Source organism: Candidatus Allofournierella excrementavium (genome assembly GCF_048526665.1).
GTDB classification, from domain to species: Bacteria; Bacillota; Clostridia; order Oscillospirales; family Ruminococcaceae; genus Allofournierella_A; species Allofournierella_A excrementavium.
The window spans coordinates 75043-92641 of record NZ_DBGFPE010000017.1 but is presented as its reverse complement, the minus strand read 5'-3'; the positions used below and the strand labels follow the sequence as shown (position 1 = coordinate 92641).

The 17599-nt window shown below is 65.7% G+C and carries 20 protein-coding genes; 6 read left to right on the top strand and 14 right to left on the bottom strand.

The annotated features are described in order from the left end of the window. Positions 1-9: 9 nt before the first annotated feature. From ACMI1Q_RS05760 to ACMI1Q_RS05740, 5 genes are read right to left on the bottom strand one after another with little or no spacing between them, the layout of a single operon-like run. Positions 10-1764, bottom strand: coding sequence for an NADH-dependent [FeFe] hydrogenase, group A6 (locus ACMI1Q_RS05760; protein WP_394979966.1), 1755 nt, complete (start codon positions 1762-1764; stop codon positions 10-12). Positions 1765-1779: 15 nt separating this feature from the next. Further along, a complete protein-coding gene (locus ACMI1Q_RS05755) occupies positions 1780-3573 on the bottom strand; it encodes an NADH-ubiquinone oxidoreductase-F iron-sulfur binding region domain-containing protein (protein ID WP_394979967.1) in 1794 nt (597 codons plus the stop codon). Between the two features lie 13 nt (positions 3574-3586). Beyond that, positions 3587-3964 (bottom strand): (2Fe-2S) ferredoxin domain-containing protein, encoded by a 378-nt coding sequence (locus ACMI1Q_RS05750; protein ID WP_177521108.1) that lies wholly within the window; start codon positions 3962-3964, stop codon positions 3587-3589. A gap of 6 nt (positions 3965-3970) precedes the next feature. Beyond that, positions 3971-4519 (bottom strand): ATP-binding protein, encoded by a 549-nt coding sequence (locus ACMI1Q_RS05745; protein ID WP_419503099.1) that lies wholly within the window; start codon positions 4517-4519, stop codon positions 3971-3973. Between the two features lie 22 nt (positions 4520-4541). Beyond that, entirely contained in the window at positions 4542-5036 is a 495-nt protein-coding gene (locus tag ACMI1Q_RS05740; protein ID WP_177521110.1) for an NAD(P)H-dependent oxidoreductase subunit E, read from the bottom strand. A gap of 247 nt (positions 5037-5283) precedes the next feature. Between ACMI1Q_RS05740 and ACMI1Q_RS05735 the strand changes: the two genes are divergently transcribed. The 5 genes from ACMI1Q_RS05735 to ACMI1Q_RS05715 are packed head-to-tail and all read left to right on the top strand — an operon-like array spanning position 5284 to position 8415. Next, complete coding sequence (locus ACMI1Q_RS05735; protein ID WP_419503098.1) at positions 5284-5634, top strand: DRTGG domain-containing protein; 351 nt, start codon at positions 5284-5286, stop codon at positions 5632-5634. Beyond that, positions 5631-6056, top strand: a complete 426-nt coding sequence (locus tag ACMI1Q_RS05730; protein WP_177521112.1) for an ATP-binding protein — start codon at positions 5631-5633, stop codon at positions 6054-6056. Before ACMI1Q_RS05735 ends, ACMI1Q_RS05730 begins: the two co-directional genes overlap by 4 nt. Before the next feature lie 37 nt (positions 6057-6093). After that, entirely contained in the window at positions 6094-7380 is a 1287-nt protein-coding gene (locus ACMI1Q_RS05725; protein ID WP_419068520.1) for a [Fe-Fe] hydrogenase large subunit C-terminal domain-containing protein, read from the top strand. After that, the gene (locus tag ACMI1Q_RS05720; RefSeq protein WP_419503097.1) at positions 7377-7706 is read left to right on the top strand and encodes a hypothetical protein; all 330 of its coding nucleotides are present in this window, start codon (positions 7377-7379) and stop codon (positions 7704-7706) included. Before ACMI1Q_RS05725 ends, ACMI1Q_RS05720 begins: the two co-directional genes overlap by 4 nt. Positions 7707-7728: 22 nt before the next feature. After that, positions 7729-8415 (top strand): PHP domain-containing protein, encoded by a 687-nt coding sequence (locus ACMI1Q_RS05715; protein WP_419503096.1) that lies wholly within the window; start codon positions 7729-7731, stop codon positions 8413-8415. A gap of 62 nt (positions 8416-8477) precedes the next feature. Here the strand turns inward: ACMI1Q_RS05715 and asnA are convergent, their stop codons facing one another. Together asnA and ACMI1Q_RS05705 are read right to left on the bottom strand one after the other, a co-directional pair. Beyond that, positions 8478-9485 (bottom strand): aspartate--ammonia ligase, encoded by a 1008-nt coding sequence (gene asnA, locus ACMI1Q_RS05710; RefSeq protein WP_419503095.1) that lies wholly within the window; start codon positions 9483-9485, stop codon positions 8478-8480. Positions 9486-9499: 14 nt separating this feature from the next. Further along, a complete protein-coding gene (locus ACMI1Q_RS05705) occupies positions 9500-10744 on the bottom strand; it encodes a hemolysin family protein (protein WP_330058274.1) in 1245 nt (414 codons plus the stop codon). Positions 10745-11157: 413 nt separating this feature from the next. Here ACMI1Q_RS05705 and ACMI1Q_RS05700 point away from each other — a divergent pair, with 413 nt between their 5' ends. Further along, positions 11158-11382, top strand: a complete 225-nt coding sequence (locus ACMI1Q_RS05700) for an HPr family phosphocarrier protein (protein ID WP_330058275.1) — start codon at positions 11158-11160, stop codon at positions 11380-11382. Positions 11383-11440: 58 nt separating this feature from the next. On the opposite strand, the gene ACMI1Q_RS05695 is transcribed toward ACMI1Q_RS05700, so the two are convergent. The 7 genes from ACMI1Q_RS05695 to ACMI1Q_RS05665 all read right to left on the bottom strand — a co-directional run bounded on the left by ACMI1Q_RS05695 (position 11441) and on the right by ACMI1Q_RS05665 (position 17421). Beyond that, positions 11441-12427, bottom strand: a complete 987-nt coding sequence (locus tag ACMI1Q_RS05695; protein WP_419503094.1) for a hypothetical protein — start codon at positions 12425-12427, stop codon at positions 11441-11443. Positions 12428-12465: 38 nt separating this feature from the next. Continuing rightward, entirely contained in the window at positions 12466-13098 is a 633-nt protein-coding gene (upp, locus tag ACMI1Q_RS05690) for a uracil phosphoribosyltransferase (protein WP_177521560.1), read from the bottom strand. Positions 13099-13183: 85 nt separating this feature from the next. After that, positions 13184-13633, bottom strand: coding sequence for a ribose 5-phosphate isomerase B (rpiB, locus tag ACMI1Q_RS05685; protein WP_419503093.1), 450 nt, complete (start codon positions 13631-13633; stop codon positions 13184-13186). A gap of 32 nt (positions 13634-13665) precedes the next feature. Next, a complete protein-coding gene (tsaB, locus tag ACMI1Q_RS05680) occupies positions 13666-14367 on the bottom strand; it encodes a tRNA (adenosine(37)-N6)-threonylcarbamoyltransferase complex dimerization subunit type 1 TsaB (RefSeq protein ID WP_419503092.1) in 702 nt (233 codons plus the stop codon). Next, positions 14364-14789 carry a tRNA (adenosine(37)-N6)-threonylcarbamoyltransferase complex ATPase subunit type 1 TsaE gene (gene tsaE / locus ACMI1Q_RS05675; protein ID WP_419503091.1) on the bottom strand — a complete coding sequence of 142 codons (426 nt, stop codon included), beginning with the start codon at positions 14787-14789 and terminating at the stop codon, positions 14364-14366. The genes tsaB and tsaE overlap by 4 nt, the downstream gene beginning before the upstream one ends. 82 nt (positions 14790-14871) lie before the next feature. Further along, positions 14872-15999: an alginate O-acetyltransferase AlgX-related protein gene (locus tag ACMI1Q_RS05670; protein WP_419503090.1), complete on the bottom strand. Its 1128-nt coding sequence runs from the start codon at positions 15997-15999 to the stop codon at positions 14872-14874. Between the two features lie 15 nt (positions 16000-16014). Continuing rightward, on the bottom strand, positions 16015-17421 hold the full coding sequence (locus ACMI1Q_RS05665; RefSeq protein ID WP_419503089.1) for an MBOAT family O-acyltransferase: 1407 nt from the start codon (positions 17419-17421) through the stop codon (positions 16015-16017). Between the last annotated feature and the right edge of the window lie 178 nt (positions 17422-17599).

Here is a 17599-nt window from a genome sequence, read left to right as displayed (position 1 = left end):
AAACTACGATCAGTAAAGCTTCTCCCGCTTCTGGTAGTGGGTGTGCAGCAGCTCGTGGGCCTTCTTGCCGCCGGGCTGGCCCAGGAACTCCACATACACCTTCTTCACCAGCAGGTTCTCGTGGCTCTTGCGCACGGTGCTGCGCTCGTCCTGGTCGTAAAGAGCCTTGGCGCGCAGGGCCTTGATGTCGGTGAAGTTGCGCACGGGGGCGGGCTGGATGGGCTGGCCGCCGCCGTTGACGCAACCGCCGGGGCAGGCCATGACCTCGATGAAGTCATACTGCTTTTCGCCCTTGCGCACCATGTCCAGCACCTTGCCGGCGTTGGCGGTGCCGCTGACCACGCACACCCGCAGGGTCAGGTCCTCCACCTGATAGGTGGCCTCCTTGATGCCCTGGGTGCCGCGCACGGCCTCGAATTCCACCGGCTCCACTTCCTTGCCGGTGAGGGTCTCCACGGCGGTGCGAAGCGCCGCCTCCATCACGCCGCCGGTGGCGCCGAAGATGTGCCCCGCGCCGGAGGCTTCGCCCATGGCGGGGTCGAAGTCCTCGTCGGGCAGGTCGTTGAAGCGCAGGCCGCTGCGGTGGATCATCCGGGCCAGCTCGCGGGTGGTGATGGACACGTCCACGTCGGGGATGCCTTCGCCGGCGGCGCACTCGTCCGGGCGGCTGATCTCCATCTTTTTGGCGGTGCAGGGCATCACGCTGACGCAGTAGATGTCCCGGGGATCGATGCCCATTTTCTGGGCGTAGTAGGTCTTGCTCAGCGCGCCGAACATCTGCTGGGGGCTCTTGCAGCTGGAGAGGTTGGGAATGAAGTCCGGGTGGAAGGTCTCGCAGTAGCGCACCCAGCCCGGGCTGCAGCTGGTGATGAGGGGCAGCGGGCCGCCCTCCTTCATCCGGTGCAGGAACTCGGTGGCCTCCTCCATGATGGTCATGTCGGCGGCAAAGTCGGTGTCAAACACGCCGTCAAAGCCCAGGCGGCGCAGCGCGGCCACCATCTTGCCCTGCACATTGGTGCCGATGGGCAGGCCGAACTCCTCGCCCAGGGCCGCCCGCACGCTGGGGGCGGTCTGCACGATGACATGGCGGGTGGGGTCGCCCAGCGCGGCCCACACCTTGTCGGTGTCGTCCCGCTCCACCAGCGCGCCGGTGGGGCAGACGTTGATGCACTGGCCGCAGCCGATGCAGGTGGAGTCCGCCAGCTTGCCCTCGAAGGCGCAGGCGATGTGGGTGTTGAAGCCGCGCTCCACCACGTTGATGACGCCCACGCCCTGGTTCTCGGCGCAGGTGGAGATGCAGCGGCGGCAGATGATGCACTTGGAGTTGTCCTTCAAAAGGTGAGGCGCGCTGTAGTCGTCCTGGCGCTCGGGCAGAACGCCCTCGAAGGAGTTGGACTTATCCACGCCGTACTGCTTGCACAGCCGCAGCAGCTCGCAGTCGCCGCTGCGCACGCAGCTCATGCAGTCCTGGTTGTGGGTGGAGAGGATGAGCTCCAGGTTGGTCTTGCGGGCGGCCTGCACCTTGGGGGTGCCCGTGAACACCTCCATGCCCTCGCTCACCGGGTAGACGCAGGCGGGCAGCAGGTTCTTGGCCCCCTTCACCTCCACCACGCAGACGCGGCAGGCGCCGTTCACGCGCTGGATTTCCTTTAAGTAGCACAGGGTGGGGATGGTGATGCCGATCTCGTGGGCGGCCTCCAGGATGGTGGCGCCCGCCGGTGCCTTGCAGGGCACGTTGTTGATTTTCAGATTGACCATTTCCATTGTTCGCGTCCTCCTTTAACCCTTGCTGATGGCGCCGAAGCGGCAGGTCTCCATGCAGGCCCCGCACTTGACACACTTGAGGGTGTCGATGTTGTGGGGGTTGCGCACGCTGCCGTTGATGGCGCCCGCCGGGCAGGCCCGGGCGCAGAGGGTGCAGCCGCGGCACTTCGTCTCGTCGATCTTATAGGTCAGCAGGGCTTTGCACACCCCGGCGGGGCAGCGCTTGTCCTGGATGTGGGCCAGGTACTCGTCCCGGAAGTACTGCAGGGTGGAGAGCACCGGGTTCGGGGCGGTCTGGCCCAGGCCGCACAGGCTGTTCTCCTTGATGAACTGGGCCAGCTCTTCGATGCGCTCCAGATCGCGCATGGTGCCGTTGCCGCTGGTGATTTTTTCAAGCAGCTCCAAAAGGCGCTTGGTGCCCACGCGGCAGGGGGTGCACTTGCCGCAGCTCTCGTCCACCGTGAACTCCAGGAAGAACTTGGCGATGTCCACCATGCAGGTGTCCTCGTCCATGACGATGAGGCCGCCGGAGCCCATCATGCTGCCGATCTCCATCAGGTTGTCGTAGTCGATGGGGGTGTCGATGAGGCTGGCGGGGATGCAGCCGCCGGAGGGGCCGCCGGTCTGGGCGGCCTTGAACTTCTTGCCGCCGGGGATGCCGCCGCCAATTTCTTCCACGATCTCCCGCAGGGTGGTGCCCATGGGCACTTCCACCAGGCCGGTGTGTTTGATTTTGCCGCCCAGGGCGAACACCTTGGTGCCGGGGCTCTTCTCGGTGCCCATGCTGCGGAACCAGTCGGCGCCCTTCAGGATGATCTGGGGGATGTTGGCGTAGGTCTCCACGTTGTTCAGAATGGTGGGCCGGCCGAACAGGCCCTTCTTGGCGGGGAAGGGGGGACGGGGCCGCGGCTCGCCGCGCATGCCCTCGATGCTGGTCATCAGGGCGGTCTCCTCGCCGCAGACGAAGGCGCCCGCGCCCAGCTTGATGTCGATGTCAAAGGAGAAGTCGGTGCCGAAGATGTTTTTGCCCAGAAGGCCGTACTCCCGGGCCTGCTGGATGGCGGTGGACAGGCGGTTCACCGCGATGGGATACTCGGCGCGCACGTAGACATAGCCCTGGTCCGCGCCGATGGCGTAGCCGGCGATGGCCATAGCCTCGATGACGCTGTGGGGGTCGCCCTCCAGAACGCTGCGGTCCATGAACGCGCCCGGGTCGCCCTCGTCGGCGTTGCAGCAGACGTATTTTTCCACCTTGCCCCGGTCGGCGCAGGCCAGCTGCCACTTGCGCCCGGTGGGGAAGCCGCCGCCGCCGCGGCCCCGCAGGCCGGAGTCCAGCACCACCTGGATGACCTCGTCGGGGGTCATCTCGGTGAGGGCCTTGCCCAGGGCGGCGTAGCCGTCAAAGGCGATGTACTCCTCGATGTTCTCGGGGTTGATGACGCCGCAGTTGCGCAGGGCGATGCGCTTCTGCTTTTTGTAGAAGGAGGTCTCGTCCAGGCTCTTGATGGAGTTGTCCTCCGCCACCGTCTCGTTGTAGAGCAGGCGGAGCACAGGGCGGCCCTTGAGCAGGTGCTCGTTCACGATCTCCGCCACGTCCTCGGGCTTGACCATGCTGTAAAAGGTGCCCTCGGGGTAGATGACCACGATGGGGCCCAAAGCGCACAGGCCGAAGCACCCGGTGCGGATGACCTTGACCTCGTTTTCCAGACCGGCGGTTACGATCTCCGCCTCGAAGGCAGCGGCCACCTTGTCGCTGCCGGACGAGGTGCAGCCGGTGCCGCCGCAGATCATGACATGACTTCTGTACATTGGCTCTGCCTCCTTATTCTTCCGTGCCGGCCTGGCCGATGGTGTATTCGGTGACCACATGCCCGCCCACCAGATGTTCCGCCACCACGCGGGCGGCCTTCTCGGGGGTCATGTGGACGTAGGTCACCTTCTCCTGCCCGGGCACAAAGACCTCCACCACCGGCTCATACTTGCAGATGCCGATGCAGCCGGTCTGGGTGACCATGATGCCGGAAAGCCCCCGGCGGGCCACTTCTTCGGTGAAGGCGTTCAGCACAGGGCGCGCGCCCATGGCGATGCCGCAGGTGGCCATGCCCACCTGCACGCGGATGGGGTTTTCGCCCGGCTCGCGGGTATTCACGGTCTGACGCATCCGGTCCCGGATGGCCGCCAGTTCCTGCAAACTCTTCATACAGCGTTACTCCTTTTTCAAAATCTCACGGATGTTCTCGGCCAGATACTCCCGCAGCCACAGGGCCACTTCGGGCTCGGCCAGGCTCACCCCGCCCAGGATGTCCCGCATCTCGCGGGTGTCGGCGCAAAAGCGCCCGCCCGGGCCGGCGAGGGTGAACACGAAATCAATGTCCGGGCTGCACTGCACAAGGCCCGCCACGCTGGCGGCCACGTCCCCCAGGGGCGGCATGTCGATGTGGTCGGTGCAGAAAAGCGCTGTCACCGCGGTGCCCTTGCCCTCTTCGCTTTCCAGCGTCAGCTGCCCGCCGGTGAGCTCGGCCGCCATCTTCAGAAAAGGCAGCCCCAGCCCCACCTTGCGGCTGGTGCGGCTGGTGCAGAAGGGGTCGGTGACCCGTTTCGCCAGCTCCGGGTCCATGCCTTTGCCGTCGTCGATGATGGCAAGGCGCAGGCGGCGGGCTTCTTCGTCCACCGAGAGTTCGATGCGCACCAGCTTCGCGCCGGCGGCCACCGAGTTCTCGGCCACGTCCAACAGGTTCATCGAAAGTTCCTGCACCGCGCGCCCTCCTTTGGCCTCGTCAGTCGGGGTATTTTGCCAGGATGCCGTCCAGGTCGTCCACCGTCAGGCGGCCGTAAACGTCGTCGTTCACCATAAGTACGGGGGCCAGGCCGCAGGCGCCCACGCAGCGGCAGGCGTCCAGGCTGAACTTGCCGTCCGCCGTGCACTCGCCGCCGGCGATGCCCAGCTTCTCCTGCAATTTCTCGTACAGCTTGCCGCTGCCCTTCACGTAGCAGGCGGTGCCCAGGCACACGCTGATGCGGTATTTGCCCTTGGGCGTCAGGCTGAACTGGGAGTAGAAGGTGGCCACGCCGTAAATTTCGGCCAGGGGCTTGCCCAGCGCTTCAGCCACCATGCGCTGCACCTCGATGGGCAGATAGCCGTAGATCTCCTGGGCCTTCTGCAAGGCGGGCATCACCACGCCCGGCGTGTCTTTGTTCTCGTCGAGCCAGGCTTTCAACTGCCCTTCCTGCTCGGGTGTGCCGGAAAACGGCACGGTGGAAAAGTGCCTCATAGTATCCCTCCTGAAGGTCTTTCACGGGGGCAGCGGTCCCTGCCCATATGCTTCCATTATACCAGAAGGCTGTTATAAATTAAACAAATAAACACCGGAAAGTCGTATAAAATTGCAGCGCGAGTTGACAAAAAACTGTTGAAAATGTCACGGTCCGACCCTTGCCAGGGGGTGGGGCATCTTTTATAATAAAGAAAAGGAGGCGGCCGGCCGGGCCGCCCGAGGGGAAAAGAGGGGAGGGTCTGTAATGACCATCAAAGAGGTGAAAGACATTCTGAATGCGCGGCTGCACACGCCCGGCGCGGATCTGGACGTTCAGGTGCACGCGGCCTGCGGCAGCGACATGATGAGCGACGTGCTGGCCTATGTGAAGGACCAGGCGGTGCTGCTCACCGGGCTGAACAACCCCCAGGTGGTGCGCACCGCCGAGATGATGGACATGGTGTGCATCGTGTTCGTGCGGGGCAAGCAGCCCCAGGAGCAGATCGTGGAAATGGCGGCGGCGCGGGGCATGGCGGTGCTCTCCACCGACCTGCCCATGTTCGCGGCCTGCGGCAGGCTCTATGAACAGGGCCTGCGGGGAGGAGAGATGGCATGAGCGAACCCATCCGGCTGGAATACACCGTGCCCGGCGACGACTTTGCCCGGGCGGGGGAGGCCAGCGCCGACCTGAAGGCCACCCTGAAAAAGCTGGGCGTGCCCGCGGCGGCGGTGCGGCGCATCTCCATCGCCCTCTATGAAGGGGAGATAAACCTTGCCATCCACGCGGGGGGCGGGCGCATCGACGTGGCCATCGGCGACGACGACGTGCAGATGGTCCTCTCGGACCAGGGGCCCGGCATCCCGGACGTGGAGCAGGCTATGCAGGAGGGCTTTTCCACCGCCAGCGCCGAGGTGCGCAGCCTGGGCTTCGGGGCGGGCATGGGCCTGCCCAACATGAAGCGCTACACCGACGAGTTCGAAATCCAGTCCACCGTGGGGGTGGGCACCACCATCACCATGCGGGTGAACATCGACTGAAGGGGCGGCCCGGCGCGGGCCGTTTTTGGAGGAGACCATGGACCAATTCGTGCATTCGGTCACGCTGGAAAAGCGTCTGTGCAACGGCTGCACCAACTGCATCAAGCGCTGCCCCACCCAGGCCATCCGGGTGCGGGAGGGCAAGGCGGTGATCGAGGCGGAGCGCTGCATCGACTGCGGCGAGTGCATCCGGCTTTGCCCCCACCGGGCCAAGCGGGCGGTGAGCGACCCGCTGGCGCTGCTGGGGCATTTCGAGTACCGGGTGGCCATCGTGCCGCCCAGCCTGTATGTGCAGTACAACCACCAGAAAAACCAGGACATGGTGCTGGACGCATTGTGCCGCGCGGGATTTGACGACGTGTTCGAGGAGGCGGCGGCCTCCGAGCTCATCAGCGACGCTACCAGCCGCATCATGGCCACCGGCGGCGCGGCGCGGCCGGTCATCAGCTCCGCCTGCCCGGCGGTGACCCGGCTCATCCGGGTGCGCTTTCCCGAACTGATCGACCACATGCTGCCGCTGGTGCCGCCCATGGAGCTGGCGGCCCGCATGGCCAAGAAAAAGGCGGCGGAAAAGACCGGCCTGCCCGAAGAAAAGATAGGCTGCATCGCCATCGTGCCCTGCCCGGCCAAGGTCACCATGCGCCGGGCCCCGGTGGGCAGCAGCCGCAGCGCCCTGGACGGGGCGGTGTCGGTGACGGAAATTTACCCCAAGCTGCTGGCCCTGCTGGACGGCAGCCGCACCCCGCCCCACCGGGCCACAGCGGGCGCGGCGGGCCTTGCCTGGGCGTCCAGCGGCGGCGAGGCGCTGGGCCTTTCCGGGGTGGAGAACCATCTGGTGGCCGACGGCATGGAGAGCATCATCCGGGTGCTGGAAGACCTGGAGGACGAAAAATACGACCAGATCGACTTTGTGGAGCTGCGGGCTTGCCCCGGCGGGTGCCTGGGCGGCTCTTTGCAGCTGGAAAACCCCTACATCGCCCGCACCAAACTCAAGCGGATGCAGCGCACGGTGGCGGGCACGGTGAACCGCCTTGCGGGCGGCATCCCCACCGAGATGCTGTGGGACACCGACCTCACCTATGCCCCGGTGCTGGAGCTGGGGGCCACCCGGGGCGAGCGGTTCGAGCGCTACAACCGGATGCAGACCATCCTCAAGACCCTGCCGGGGTTGGACTGCGGCGCCTGCGGCGCGCCCAGCTGCGAGGCGCTGGCGGAGGACGTGGTGCGGGGCACCGGCCAGGTGACCGACTGCGTGCTGCTGCGCTGCCGCCAGCTGGAAGCCCGGCTGAAAGCCAGAGAGAGAAAAGGAGGGGCGGGGGAATGAACACGAAAGACCTGCCCGCGGTGTGCGGTTTTGAGCCGCTGGTGCCCGGCGAGGAGAGAGAGATCGAAGGTATCTTCACCGGCGACCTGCTCAGCTGGGCCATGGGCCGGGCCAAGGAAGGGGACGCCTGGTTCACCGTGATGGGCAACGTGAACGCGGTGGCGGTGGCCTCGCTGGCGGACTGCGCCTGCATCGTGCTGTGCCACGGCGCGCAGCTGGACGAGGTGGCCCGCCAGCGGGCACAGGAGAACGGGGTGCAGGTGCTGGCCACCGGCCTGCCGGAATTCGAGGCAAGCCTGACCCTGGCAAAAGCCATGGGACTTTGAACGGGAAGGGGGAGAACAGGCCATGCGGTACGACCTGCATCTGCACACCTGCCTTTCCCCCTGCGCCGACCGGGACATGACCCCCGCCACCGTGGCGGGGCTGGCAAAGCTGGCGGGGGCCGAGCTCATCGCCATCACCGACCACAACAGCGCCCTCAACCTGCCCGCCGCCGAAAAGGCCTGCCGGGAGTACGGCCTGCGCCTTCTGCCGGGGCTGGAGGTCACCACCGCCGAGGAGCTGCATCTGCTTTGCTATTTCAAAACGGTGGAGGCGGCGCTGGAATACGGGCGTGAGCTTTACGCCGCCCTGCCGGCGCTGCCCTGCGACCCGGTGATCTGGGGCGAGCAGTGGGTGACGGACGAGGAGGACCGGGTGCTGGACAAGGTGGACAAGCTGCTCACCGCCGCCTGCGGCTGGCCGCTGGAGGAAGCGGCTGCCCGCTGCCGGGCCCTTGGGGGCGAACCGGTGCCCGCCCATGCCGACGCCGAGAGCTATTCCGTTTTTGCCGTGCTGGGCATGCTGCCGCCGGAAGCAGGCTTTTCGGCGGTGGAACTGCGCAGGCCGGAACTGGCCGCCGAGTATGAGCGGAGAGGTCTGCTGCCGCCGGGGCTGGAGGTGTTCGCCTCCTCCGACGCCCACTTCCTTTCGGCGGTGGGGGCGCGGCTGGGCGACCTTGCGCCAAACAGTGTGCTGCGCCGCCTGCTGTGAACGACAAAAAGCGTCCCCCATGGGCCTTGACCCACGGGGGACGCTTTTCTTATGTATGTTTTTTACAAAAGGGGGATGCCCGCATCTTCACAGGCTTTGCGGGTGGCGGCATCCCAGATGCTCACCTGCACCTCGCCCACATGCACTTTTTCCAAAAGCAGCATGCACAGCCGGCTCTGGCCGATGCCGCCGCCGATGGTCAGGGGCAATTCGCCCGCCAGCAGCATCTTGTGAAAGGCAAGGCCCCGCCGCTCGTCGCAGCCCGCCAGGGTCAGCTGCCGGTCCAGGGCCGCCGGGTCCACCCGGATGCCCATGCTGCTGATCTCCACCGCGCACTGCAGCGGCTCGTGCCAGAACAAAAGATCGCCGTTCAGGCTCCAGTCGTCGTAATCCGGGGCGCGGCCGTCGTGGGGCTTGCCGCTCTTCAGTTTGCCGCCGATCTGCTCGATGAAGATGGTGCGGTGCTCCTTGGCAAAGGCGTTTTCCCGCTCCTTGGGGGTAAGGTCCGGCCAGCGGTCCTCCAGCTCCTGGCTGGTGACAAAGGTCACCTCCCGGCACAGGCTGCCGGTGAGCTGGGGAAACTGCCATTTCAGTTCGTCCAAAGTGGAGCTGATGGCGTAGACGATGTTCTGCACGGTAGCGTGCAGATACTCCCGGGTGCGCTGGTCCGCGTCGATGACCTTCTCCCAGTCCCACTGGTCCACATACACCGAGTGGAGGTTATCCAGTTCCTCGTCCCGGCGGATGGCGTTCATGTCAGTGAGCAGGCCGTTGCCGGGGCGGAAGCCGTACTGATGCAGGGCCAGCCGCTTCCACTTGGCCAGACTGTGCACCACCTGGGCGCTGACGCCGGCGGCGGGGATGTCAAAGCTCACCGGGCGCTCCACGCCGTTCAGGTCGTCGTTCAGGCCCAGGGCCGGGTCCACGAACAGGGGGGCGGTGACCCGCTTGAGGTGCAACGCCGCGCACAGCTTGACCTCGAAGGCCTGCTTGATCATGCCAATGGCCTTCTGGGTGTCGTAAAGGCCCAGGCAGGGCACATAGCCCTGGGGGATGGGATACTCGCTCACCAAAAACACCTCGCTTAGTCCTGCCCGTCCTCCTTGGGCATCAGCCGGATGAGCAGCGAGAGGATGCGTTTGTCCTCCACCTGCTCCACGGTGACGTGCAGGTTCTCGTAATCAAAGCTCTCGCCGGGGGCGGGGATGTGCTCCAGGCACTCCAGCGCCCAGCCTGCGGTGCTGGAAAAATCGCTGTCGAAGTTGCGGGTGGAAACGCCCAGCTCCTCGAACACGTCGTAGACGTTGGCCTCGCCCGCCACCCGGAACAGGTGCTCTTCCAGCTGCTGCACCGGCAGCTCTTCCACCTCGTCGGTCTCGTCGAAAATTTCGCCCACCAGCTCTTCCAGCACGTCCTCCAGCGTCACCAGACCCAGCGTTCCGCCGTAGTCGTCGGTGACGATGGCCATGTGCTGCTTTTGGCGGCGGAACTCCGCCAGCAGGTCGTTGATGCGCTTGGTGCGGTAGACGAAGGGCAGCTCGCGGCACATGGCCCGCACGTCGATGGCCTTGCTGCGGGCCAGGCACTCGAACAGGTCGCGGGTGTGCAGCATGCCGATGATGTGGTCGATGTCCCCCTCATACACCGGGATGCGGGTGAAGGAGTTGTCCAGCACGGTGTTCACGATCTCGTCCACGGGGTCGTTCACGTCCACCGCCACCATGTCCACCCGGGGCACCAGGATCTCCTGCACGGTGATGTCGTCGAATTCGATGGCAGACTGGATGATCTCGGTCTCCTGGCTGTCCAGCACGCCCTCCTCCTCCACTGTGTCGATGATGGTCTTCAGCTCATCCTCGGTCACGCTTGGCTGCAGTTCCAGCCCGGCGGAGCGCCGTCCGGTGAGCAGCTGCTTGAGCTTGACGAAGAACCACACCACCGGCGAAAACAGCGTGCGAAGAAACGCAATGACCCCCGCCACCTGCAAGGCAAAGGCTTCGGGGCTGTCCTTGGCAAAGCTCTTGGGCAGGATCTCGCCGAAGATCAGCACCAGCAGCGTCATGCCGAAGGTGGCGATGGCCGGGCCGCTGGTGGGGCCCCACAGGGCGGTGGCCGCCACGGTGGCCAGCGAGGCGCTGGCCATGTTCACGATGTTGTTGCCGATCAGGATGGTGGAGATGGTCTTGTCGAAATCCTCCGCCACCTTCAGGGCTGTTTTCGCCCGCTTGTTGCCGTCCTCCGCCTTGCTGCGCATGCGGATCTTGTTGAAGGAGGAGATGGCCGTCTCACTGGCGGAGAAAAATGCCGAGCAGGCGACCAGAAGGACCATTGCGATGTAAATACTGGGGCCAGGGGTATCCAAAAATCATCAAACCTTTCAAAACATTGGATTTGAGGTCAAAACGCCTCACAATATATATAGCAGAAATCCCGCCTGTTTGCAACAAAAAACACCGCGGGGAACGGTCCAAAGCCGCCGCCGGGCGGGAAATGTGAAAAATGAATGGAGTTTTGTTGCAATTCGGCGGGGCATCAAAACAAAATCACGGCAAATACAACAAAAAACCCCCCTGATAAAAAGCGCGTTTCGTTCACGTGGTAGAAATCAAAACCAAAAATGTACAAATGGATTTTTTGTGTGCTATAATAACCCCAGCCGAAGGCGCCGCGGGGAAAGGCGGCGCGTCGGCGGCCGCGGGCGCCGCAAGGGGCCGGGCGGCATTTCGGACGAAAGAGGGACGAATGATGACGAAACCTGTCAAGGTCACCTGCTTCAAGCAGGTACACAACATCGTGACCGCCGCGGCCCAGTGCCGGCAGGAGATCAGCGTGCAGGACCTGAAGGGCGCTGTGGCAGACGCCAAGAGCATTCTGGGCCTCATGAATCTGGACTTCTCTCAGCCTGTGGAGATCTGCGGGGACGACCCCGCTGAGGTGGAGCACGTCTACAACGCCGTGCGTCACTGACCGCACAAAACGAAACAGCGCCCGGCTGTGCATTGCCGCACAGCCGGGCGCTGTTTTTTCATTTGGGTTCCGAGGGGGTGTAGCCGCCGTGCTTTTTGGCGGCGGCTGCCTGAAGCTCGGCCAGCTTCTGCTGCTGGCGGACGTCCTCCGCTTCCAGCCGGCGGGCGCGCTCGGCCTGCTTTTGGCGGGCGGCCTGCTGCAGCTGGCGCAGTTTTTCCTCCTGGGCCTTCTGCTGCTGCTCGGCCCGCTGGGCGGCGGTGAGCCGCTGGCCCCGCGCCGGGGCGGGGGAGGCGGCGGGCGCTGCCGGCGATTCCTGCGGGGCAGGGGCCGGGGCCGCGGGCTGAGGCGCGGGCTCTGCCTGCGGCTGCGCCGCCTGGGGGGCGGTCACGGCTGCCGGCGCATCCTGCGCCGCGGGCTGTTCCGCGGGGGCCTGCGCCTTTTTGGCGGGGGCCTTTCTGCGGGGCGCGGGCTCGCCGTCTTTCGGGGCGGCCTTTTTGCGGCGGGCGGGCTTTGCATCGGCCTCGGCCTCCGGTGCTTTGGCCGCGGGCTTTTTGCGGGCCTCCGGCGCTTTGGCCGCGGGCTTTTTGCGGGCCGCGGGCGCGCGTTTTTTCGCCGGGGCGGCTTTTTCGGGGGCCGGGGGTTCCGGTTCGGCCTGGGCCTCGGGGGCCGGGGCGGGGGAAGGCGCCTGTCCCGCTGTTTCAGCCACGCCTGCCGGGGCGGCGGGGGCCGCCTCCTCAGGCGCGGGGGGCGCGGCCTCCGCGAAGGGGGCCCGGGCCTCGTCGCCGGCCTCGTTCAGCGCGGCGGCGTCCACCAGTTTTTCCACAGCGTCCCCAGAGGGTTTTTCGGGCTTTTGGGCCTTCGCCGTTTCCCGCACCTCGCCGGCGAAAGCGCCCCAGATGCTGGCCAGCAGCGCCACGATGCACCAGAAGGTGATGGTGTTGACCCGGGCGTCGAAAAAGGAGTGGTTCAGCAGGATCAGCATCGCCAGAACGGCGCCGGCGGTCACCACCAGAGTCATGAACAGGCTTTTGAACAGGTGCCGCAAGGGTCAGCACCTCCTTTCGGGATGGATGGGAGCAAAGATCACTTGGTGCCGAAGATGCGGTCGCCCGCGTCGCCCAGGCCGGGCACGATGTAGCCGATGTCGTTCAGGCCCTCGTCCAGGGCGCCCACATAGATGTCCACATCGGGGTGCATCTCACGCAGCTTGTTGATGCCTTCGGGCACAGCCACGATGCCCAGGAACTTGATGCTGCGGGCGCCCCGCTTCTTGATCTGGGTGATGGCGTCGCAGGCGCTGCCGCCGGTGGCCAGCATGGGGTCCAGCACAAACACGTCCCGCTCGGCGATGTCGCTGGGCAGCTTGCAGTAGTATTCCACGGGCTCCAGGGTCTCCTCGTTGCGGTACATGCCGATGTGGCCCACCTTGGCGGCGGGCAGCAGGGTCAGCATGCCGTCCACCATGCCCAGGCCGGCGCGCAGGATGGGCACCAGGGCCAGCTTGCGGCCCGCCAGCACGTTGCACTTGGCCACGCCCATGGGGGTCTCCACTTCCACTTCCTTGGTGGGCAGGTCGCGGGTGGCTTCGTAGCAAAGCAGGGTGGCGATCTCGCCTACCAGCTCCTTGAATTCTTTCGTACCGGTGTTCTTGTTCCGCAGAAGGCTGATCTTGTGCTGGACCAGGGGATGATCCAAAATCATGGGTGCTTTGCTCATACTGACCGCTCCTTACTTTATGTGATTGATGTTTGTGTATCGTCAAAACGCGGGGCTGCCCCCGCGTTCTGCCTGTGGAATGATGTCAGCCCTGCTCTTCCAGGGCGGTGATCTTGTCCACCCGGCGCTGATGACGGCCGCCCTCGAAGGGGGTGTTCAGGAAAAGATCCACAAGATAGATGGCAAGGCCAAGGCCCACCACGCGGCCGCCCATGCACAGGGCGTTGGCGTCGTTGTGGCGGCGGGTGTACTCGGCGCTGAAGGCGTCGGAGCAGCAGCAGGCCCGGATGCCGTGGATCTTGTTGGCGCTGATGGAGATGCCCACGCCGGTGCCGCAGAACAGCAGCGCCTTGTCGCATTCACCGGCCACAACGGCCCGGCAGGCGGGCTCGGCCATGTCGGGATAGTCGCAGGAAGCGCCATCGAAGCTGCCGAAATCCTTGTAGGCCACGCCGATCTCGTCCAGATGGGCGCGCACAGCCTCTTTCAGTTCAAAGCCGCCGTGGTCGGCGGCGAGGGCGATGGGTTTAGACATTTGAAAACATCCTCCGTCGGTGGTCGTTTTGTTTACGGGCGCAGGGCCTGGCCCCGCGCGGCGCGTTCACGCTCGGCCTGGCTCAGCCGCAGATAGCTGGGCGCAAGGGCGGCGGCGGGCACGGCTCCGCCCCGGGCGTCCACCGCTCGGGCGGCAAGGCACACCCCCGCGCCCCGGCAAAGCCCCAGGGCGGGCGGGCAGGGAATGACCCCCGGCGCTTGGCCGTATTCATTATAGCACAGAGCGGCCCCGTCACCAACAAAAAAGAGCGGCTTTTTGCAATTTTCCACAAATTGTGCCAGCTCCTTCACCGGCGAGGCCGCGTCCGGCGCAAGGCGGGCATGGCTCTCCAGGTCAAAGGCCGCCCAGTACACTTCGCCCCGGCGGGCGTCCAGCGCCGCCAGAACGGTGCCCTGCCCTGCGGGGCAGCTGAAAGCCAGCGCCTCGGGGGTGGAAACGGCGGCGCAGGGGGCTTTGTGCACCAGCGCCAGCCCCTTCACCGTGGCAAGGCCGATGCGCAGGCCGGTGAAGCTGCCCGGCCCGGCGCACACGCCCCACAGGTCCACGTCGGCGGGGGAAAGGCCGGTGGCTTTGAACGCCCCGTCCACCAGCTCCATCAGCACTTCGCTGTGGGTATGGCCCGCGCTGAGAAAGGCCTCGTACAAAAGCTCCTCGTCCCGCATCACGCCCACGGCGGCGGTGCGGCCGGCGCTGTCCAGTCCAAAGGTGATCACAGCTGCACCCCCTCGATGGTGATGATCCGTTCGTCGCCGCCGGCGTGGCGGATGTCCACCCGCACGGGATGCTCCAGCGCCAGCAGGTCGGCAAAATTCTCGCTCCACTCGGCGGCCACCACCGCGCCCTCGTCCAGATAGTCGTAGAGGCCGGCGGTCTCCAGGTCCTCCCGGCTGCTGATGCGGTAGAGGTCAAAGTGGGCCAGGGGCCGGGGCCCCCGGTAGTAGTTCACGATGGCAAAGGTGGGGCTGCTCACCGGGTCGGTGCAGCCCAGGCCCGCCGCCAGCCCCTCGGTGAAGGCGGTCTTGCCCGCCCCCAGGCTGCCGGTGAAGCACACCAGGGCGCCCGGCGCCAGATGCCGGGCCAGCTTTCTGCCCAGCTCCACCGTCTCGGCGCGGCTGTGGGTGATGAATTCGGCCATGCCGCCTCCTCCTTTCGGGTCGTTTCGTCAAATTCCGCGGCTTATTATACCCCCGCGGGGGCAAAAGTGCAACCGCGGCGGCTCAGTCCGCGGCCTCGGCCCACTGCCGAAGCGCGTCCAGCCGTCCGGGCAGGTTGTCGGAAAAGCGCTCCGCCACCTCCAGCACCACCACGTCCGGCACCTCGGGCTGCCATTCCAGCAGCGTCTCGGGCTGCATCTGGTTGCCGTGGAGCACGGTGGTGCTTTCAAAGCCCTGGGCCAGCCAGGGAGCCAATGCCTCGCCGAAGCTGTCCCGCGCAAGGAGCAGGCTGCCCTCGCCTTCGCCGGCGTAGCGGGCGATCTCGCCCCCCGCCTCCCACAGGGTGCACTCGGCGGGCACGGCATCCAGCGCCCAGTATACGTCGTCGGTGCACCACGCCCAGCTGCCGCACATGTTGGCAAGGTCGGTGAGAGGGGCCTTTTCCGGGTCGGCGGCCATCTCCGGCCAGGCGGCGGCATAGGGCTTGTCCAGCGCCTCCAGCGTCAGCTGGGCGGCCAGCCAGGCCCCCGCCTCGTTCCAATGCGTATCATACTTATAATAAACCTGCCGCTCCAGCGACGCGTCCTCCAGCTCTTCCAGCGGGAAGAGCACCGGCACGCCCGTTTCGGCCAAGGTGTTCGCCAGCGCCTCCACCCGGGTGGGCCGGCTCACCACCGGCACGCTGTCCGGCATGTAGCGGCTGTAAACTCCCTCTTTCGCAGGGGCGAACAGCAGCAGAAGGCGGCTGCCCTTGGCGGCAAGTGCGTCGTTCAGCGCTGTCAGGGAGTCGGCCATGGCCTGCGTCTCCTCGGCGGTGTAGGCGGTGAGGCCCTGGTAGTCGGAGAGGCTCTTGGAGTCGGACACGTCCTTCAAAAAGAGCCACCCCTCCTTGCCCTGCAGCACGTTGGTGGAGTCCAGCGTGCCCACCAGCCGGTCCGCCCCGGACTTGAGGGTCAAAAACTGGTTGCGGAAGGGGGCGTGGTCTCCCAGCCACTCCTCAAAGGCGGCGGGCCAGCCGTCCACCCCGTCCGCCAGGGAGGGGAAGGCGGCCAGGGTGCGGTTTTCGTAGTTGGTGGTGTCGCACACCGTCCGGGCCAGCGGCCACAGGAGGCAGGGCCCCGCCAGCAGGGCGGCGAACCCGCCCACCAGCAGCCGCCGGGCGCCTTTGCGCTCTTTCACAGCATCGGGCATCTTCCTCGCCTCCTTTTAGAATCGGAAATAGATGAAGGGGTTGTAGGTGCCGCTCACCAGCAGCACAAGGCAGGCAAAGCCCAGCGCCAGCAGCACCGCGGTCTGGGCCCAGCCGGCGGGCCGCCGGTCATAGAGGGCGGCCTTGAAGCGGGGCCACAGCGCCTGGGCCGGGCCGCAGAGCAAAAGCCCCGCCGCCAGCAGCACCAGGGTGCGCCCGTCGATGTAGCGGCTCACCGGCCAGGCGGCAAAGCCCGCCGCGGGTACCACCATGGCCTTCAGCCACAAAAGTCCCGCCCGCAGGCCCGGCGCGCGGAAGATGACCCAGCCGAACAGCACACAGAGCAGGGTGTAGACCCGTGCCAGCGGCTTCGGCGCTTTCGCCAGGGGCTTTTTCAGCACCGTGCGCTCCAGCACCTGCAAAAAGGCGTACCAGGCGCCCCAGGCCACGAACTGCCAGCTGGCTCCGTGCCACAGGCCGGTGGCCAGAAACACCACGCACACGTTGAACAAAGTGCGCAGCTGCCCCTTGCGGTTGCCGCCCAGGGGGATGTAGAGGTACTCCTTGAACCAGCTGGAGAGGGTCATGTGCCAGCGCCGCCAGAATTCGCCGATGCTGGCCGAAAGATAGGGATAATCGAAGTTTTCGGGGAAGGTGAAGCCGAACATGGCTCCGAGGCCGATGGCCATGTCGGAATAGCCGGAAAAGTCATAGTAGATCTGCAGCCCGTAATAGAGCGCCCCCAGCCATGCCAGGGCGGTGCCCACCCCGGCGGGATCCAGGGCGAACACCTCGTCCGCCTTGGCGGCAAAGCAGTTGGCCAGAATGACCTTTTTGGCAAGGCCGTATAAAAAGCGCTTGACGCCGAAGGCAAAGCTCTGGGCCGTCACGGTGCGGCTGCGCAGCTGGGCCTGGACGTCGGTGTAGCGCACGATGGGCCCCGCCACCAGCTGGGGGAAAAAGCTGATGTAGAGCGCCAGCAGAAACCAGTTTTTCTGGGGCTCGATGCGCCGGCGGTAGAGGTCGATGACATAGCTCATGGCCTGGAAGGTGTAAAAACTGATGCCCAGGGGCAGGGCGATGTCCCGCATGGGCAGCACCTGCCGGCCCAAAAGCCCCGCCAGGGTGTCAGCGGCAAAGCCGTAATATTTATAGTAGCCCAGCAGCGCGAGGTTCGCCGCCACCACCGCCGCCAGCACCAGCGAACGGCCCCGGCCGGAGAAGGGGGCGAGGGCCAGCCCGCCCAGATAGTTCAGGGTGATGGAGGCCAGCATCAAAAGGATGTACACCGGCTCGCCCCAGGCGTAAAAGAAAAGGCTGACCGCCAGCAGCAGGGCGTTTTTGCCCCAGCCGGGCACAAGGCGATAGACCACCAGCACCACCGGCAGAAAGATCCACAAAAAAACAAGGCTCGAAAACAGCATCGGCGGCCCATCCTCCCGCATTTTTCGCTTTGGCCGGGCGGCGGAAAAGGCCGCCCTGTGCACGCTGGTGCCATTATAGCATATTTGCCCGCCCGCTGCAAAAAGCGGCGCGGGGAAAATCATTGCCAGAAGCAGCCCGGTGGGATATAATAAAGCAATGACCAACTTTTGAAAGGGG

Bases quoted from the DNA above. Each gene is read 5' to 3' on its own strand.
- ACMI1Q_RS05720 (WP_419503097.1), top strand. From the start codon at position 7,377: ATGAACACGAAAGACCTGCCCGCGGTGTGCGGTTTTGAGCCGCTGGTG.
- ACMI1Q_RS05755 (WP_394979967.1), bottom strand. From the start codon at position 3,573: ATGTACAGAAGTCATGTCATGATCTGCGGCGGCACCGGCTGCACCTCG.
- upp (WP_177521560.1), bottom strand. From the start codon at position 13,098: ATGAGCAAAGCACCCATGATTTTGGATCATCCCCTGGTCCAGCACAAG.
- ACMI1Q_RS05760 (WP_394979966.1), bottom strand. From the start codon at position 1,764: ATGGAAATGGTCAATCTGAAAATCAACAACGTGCCCTGCAAGGCACCG.
- ACMI1Q_RS05730 (WP_177521112.1), top strand. From the start codon at position 5,631: ATGAGCGAACCCATCCGGCTGGAATACACCGTGCCCGGCGACGACTTT.
- ACMI1Q_RS05715 (WP_419503096.1), top strand. From the start codon at position 7,729: ATGCGGTACGACCTGCATCTGCACACCTGCCTTTCCCCCTGCGCCGAC.
- ACMI1Q_RS05705 (WP_330058274.1), bottom strand. From the start codon at position 10,744: ATGGTCCTTCTGGTCGCCTGCTCGGCATTTTTCTCCGCCAGTGAGACG.
- ACMI1Q_RS05700 (WP_330058275.1), top strand. From the start codon at position 11,158: ATGATGACGAAACCTGTCAAGGTCACCTGCTTCAAGCAGGTACACAAC.
- tsaE (WP_419503091.1), bottom strand. From the start codon at position 14,789: ATGGCCGAATTCATCACCCACAGCCGCGCCGAGACGGTGGAGCTGGGC.
- ACMI1Q_RS05735 (WP_419503098.1), top strand. From the start codon at position 5,284: ATGACCATCAAAGAGGTGAAAGACATTCTGAATGCGCGGCTGCACACG.
- rpiB (WP_419503093.1), bottom strand. From the start codon at position 13,633: ATGTCTAAACCCATCGCCCTCGCCGCCGACCACGGCGGCTTTGAACTG.
- ACMI1Q_RS05670 (WP_419503090.1), bottom strand. From the start codon at position 15,999: ATGCCCGATGCTGTGAAAGAGCGCAAAGGCGCCCGGCGGCTGCTGGTG.
- ACMI1Q_RS05740 (WP_177521110.1), bottom strand. From the start codon at position 5,036: ATGAGGCACTTTTCCACCGTGCCGTTTTCCGGCACACCCGAGCAGGAA.
- ACMI1Q_RS05750 (WP_177521108.1), bottom strand. From the start codon at position 3,964: ATGAAGAGTTTGCAGGAACTGGCGGCCATCCGGGACCGGATGCGTCAG.
- ACMI1Q_RS05725 (WP_419068520.1), top strand. From the start codon at position 6,094: ATGGACCAATTCGTGCATTCGGTCACGCTGGAAAAGCGTCTGTGCAAC.
- ACMI1Q_RS05665 (WP_419503089.1), bottom strand. From the start codon at position 17,421: ATGCTGTTTTCGAGCCTTGTTTTTTTGTGGATCTTTCTGCCGGTGGTG.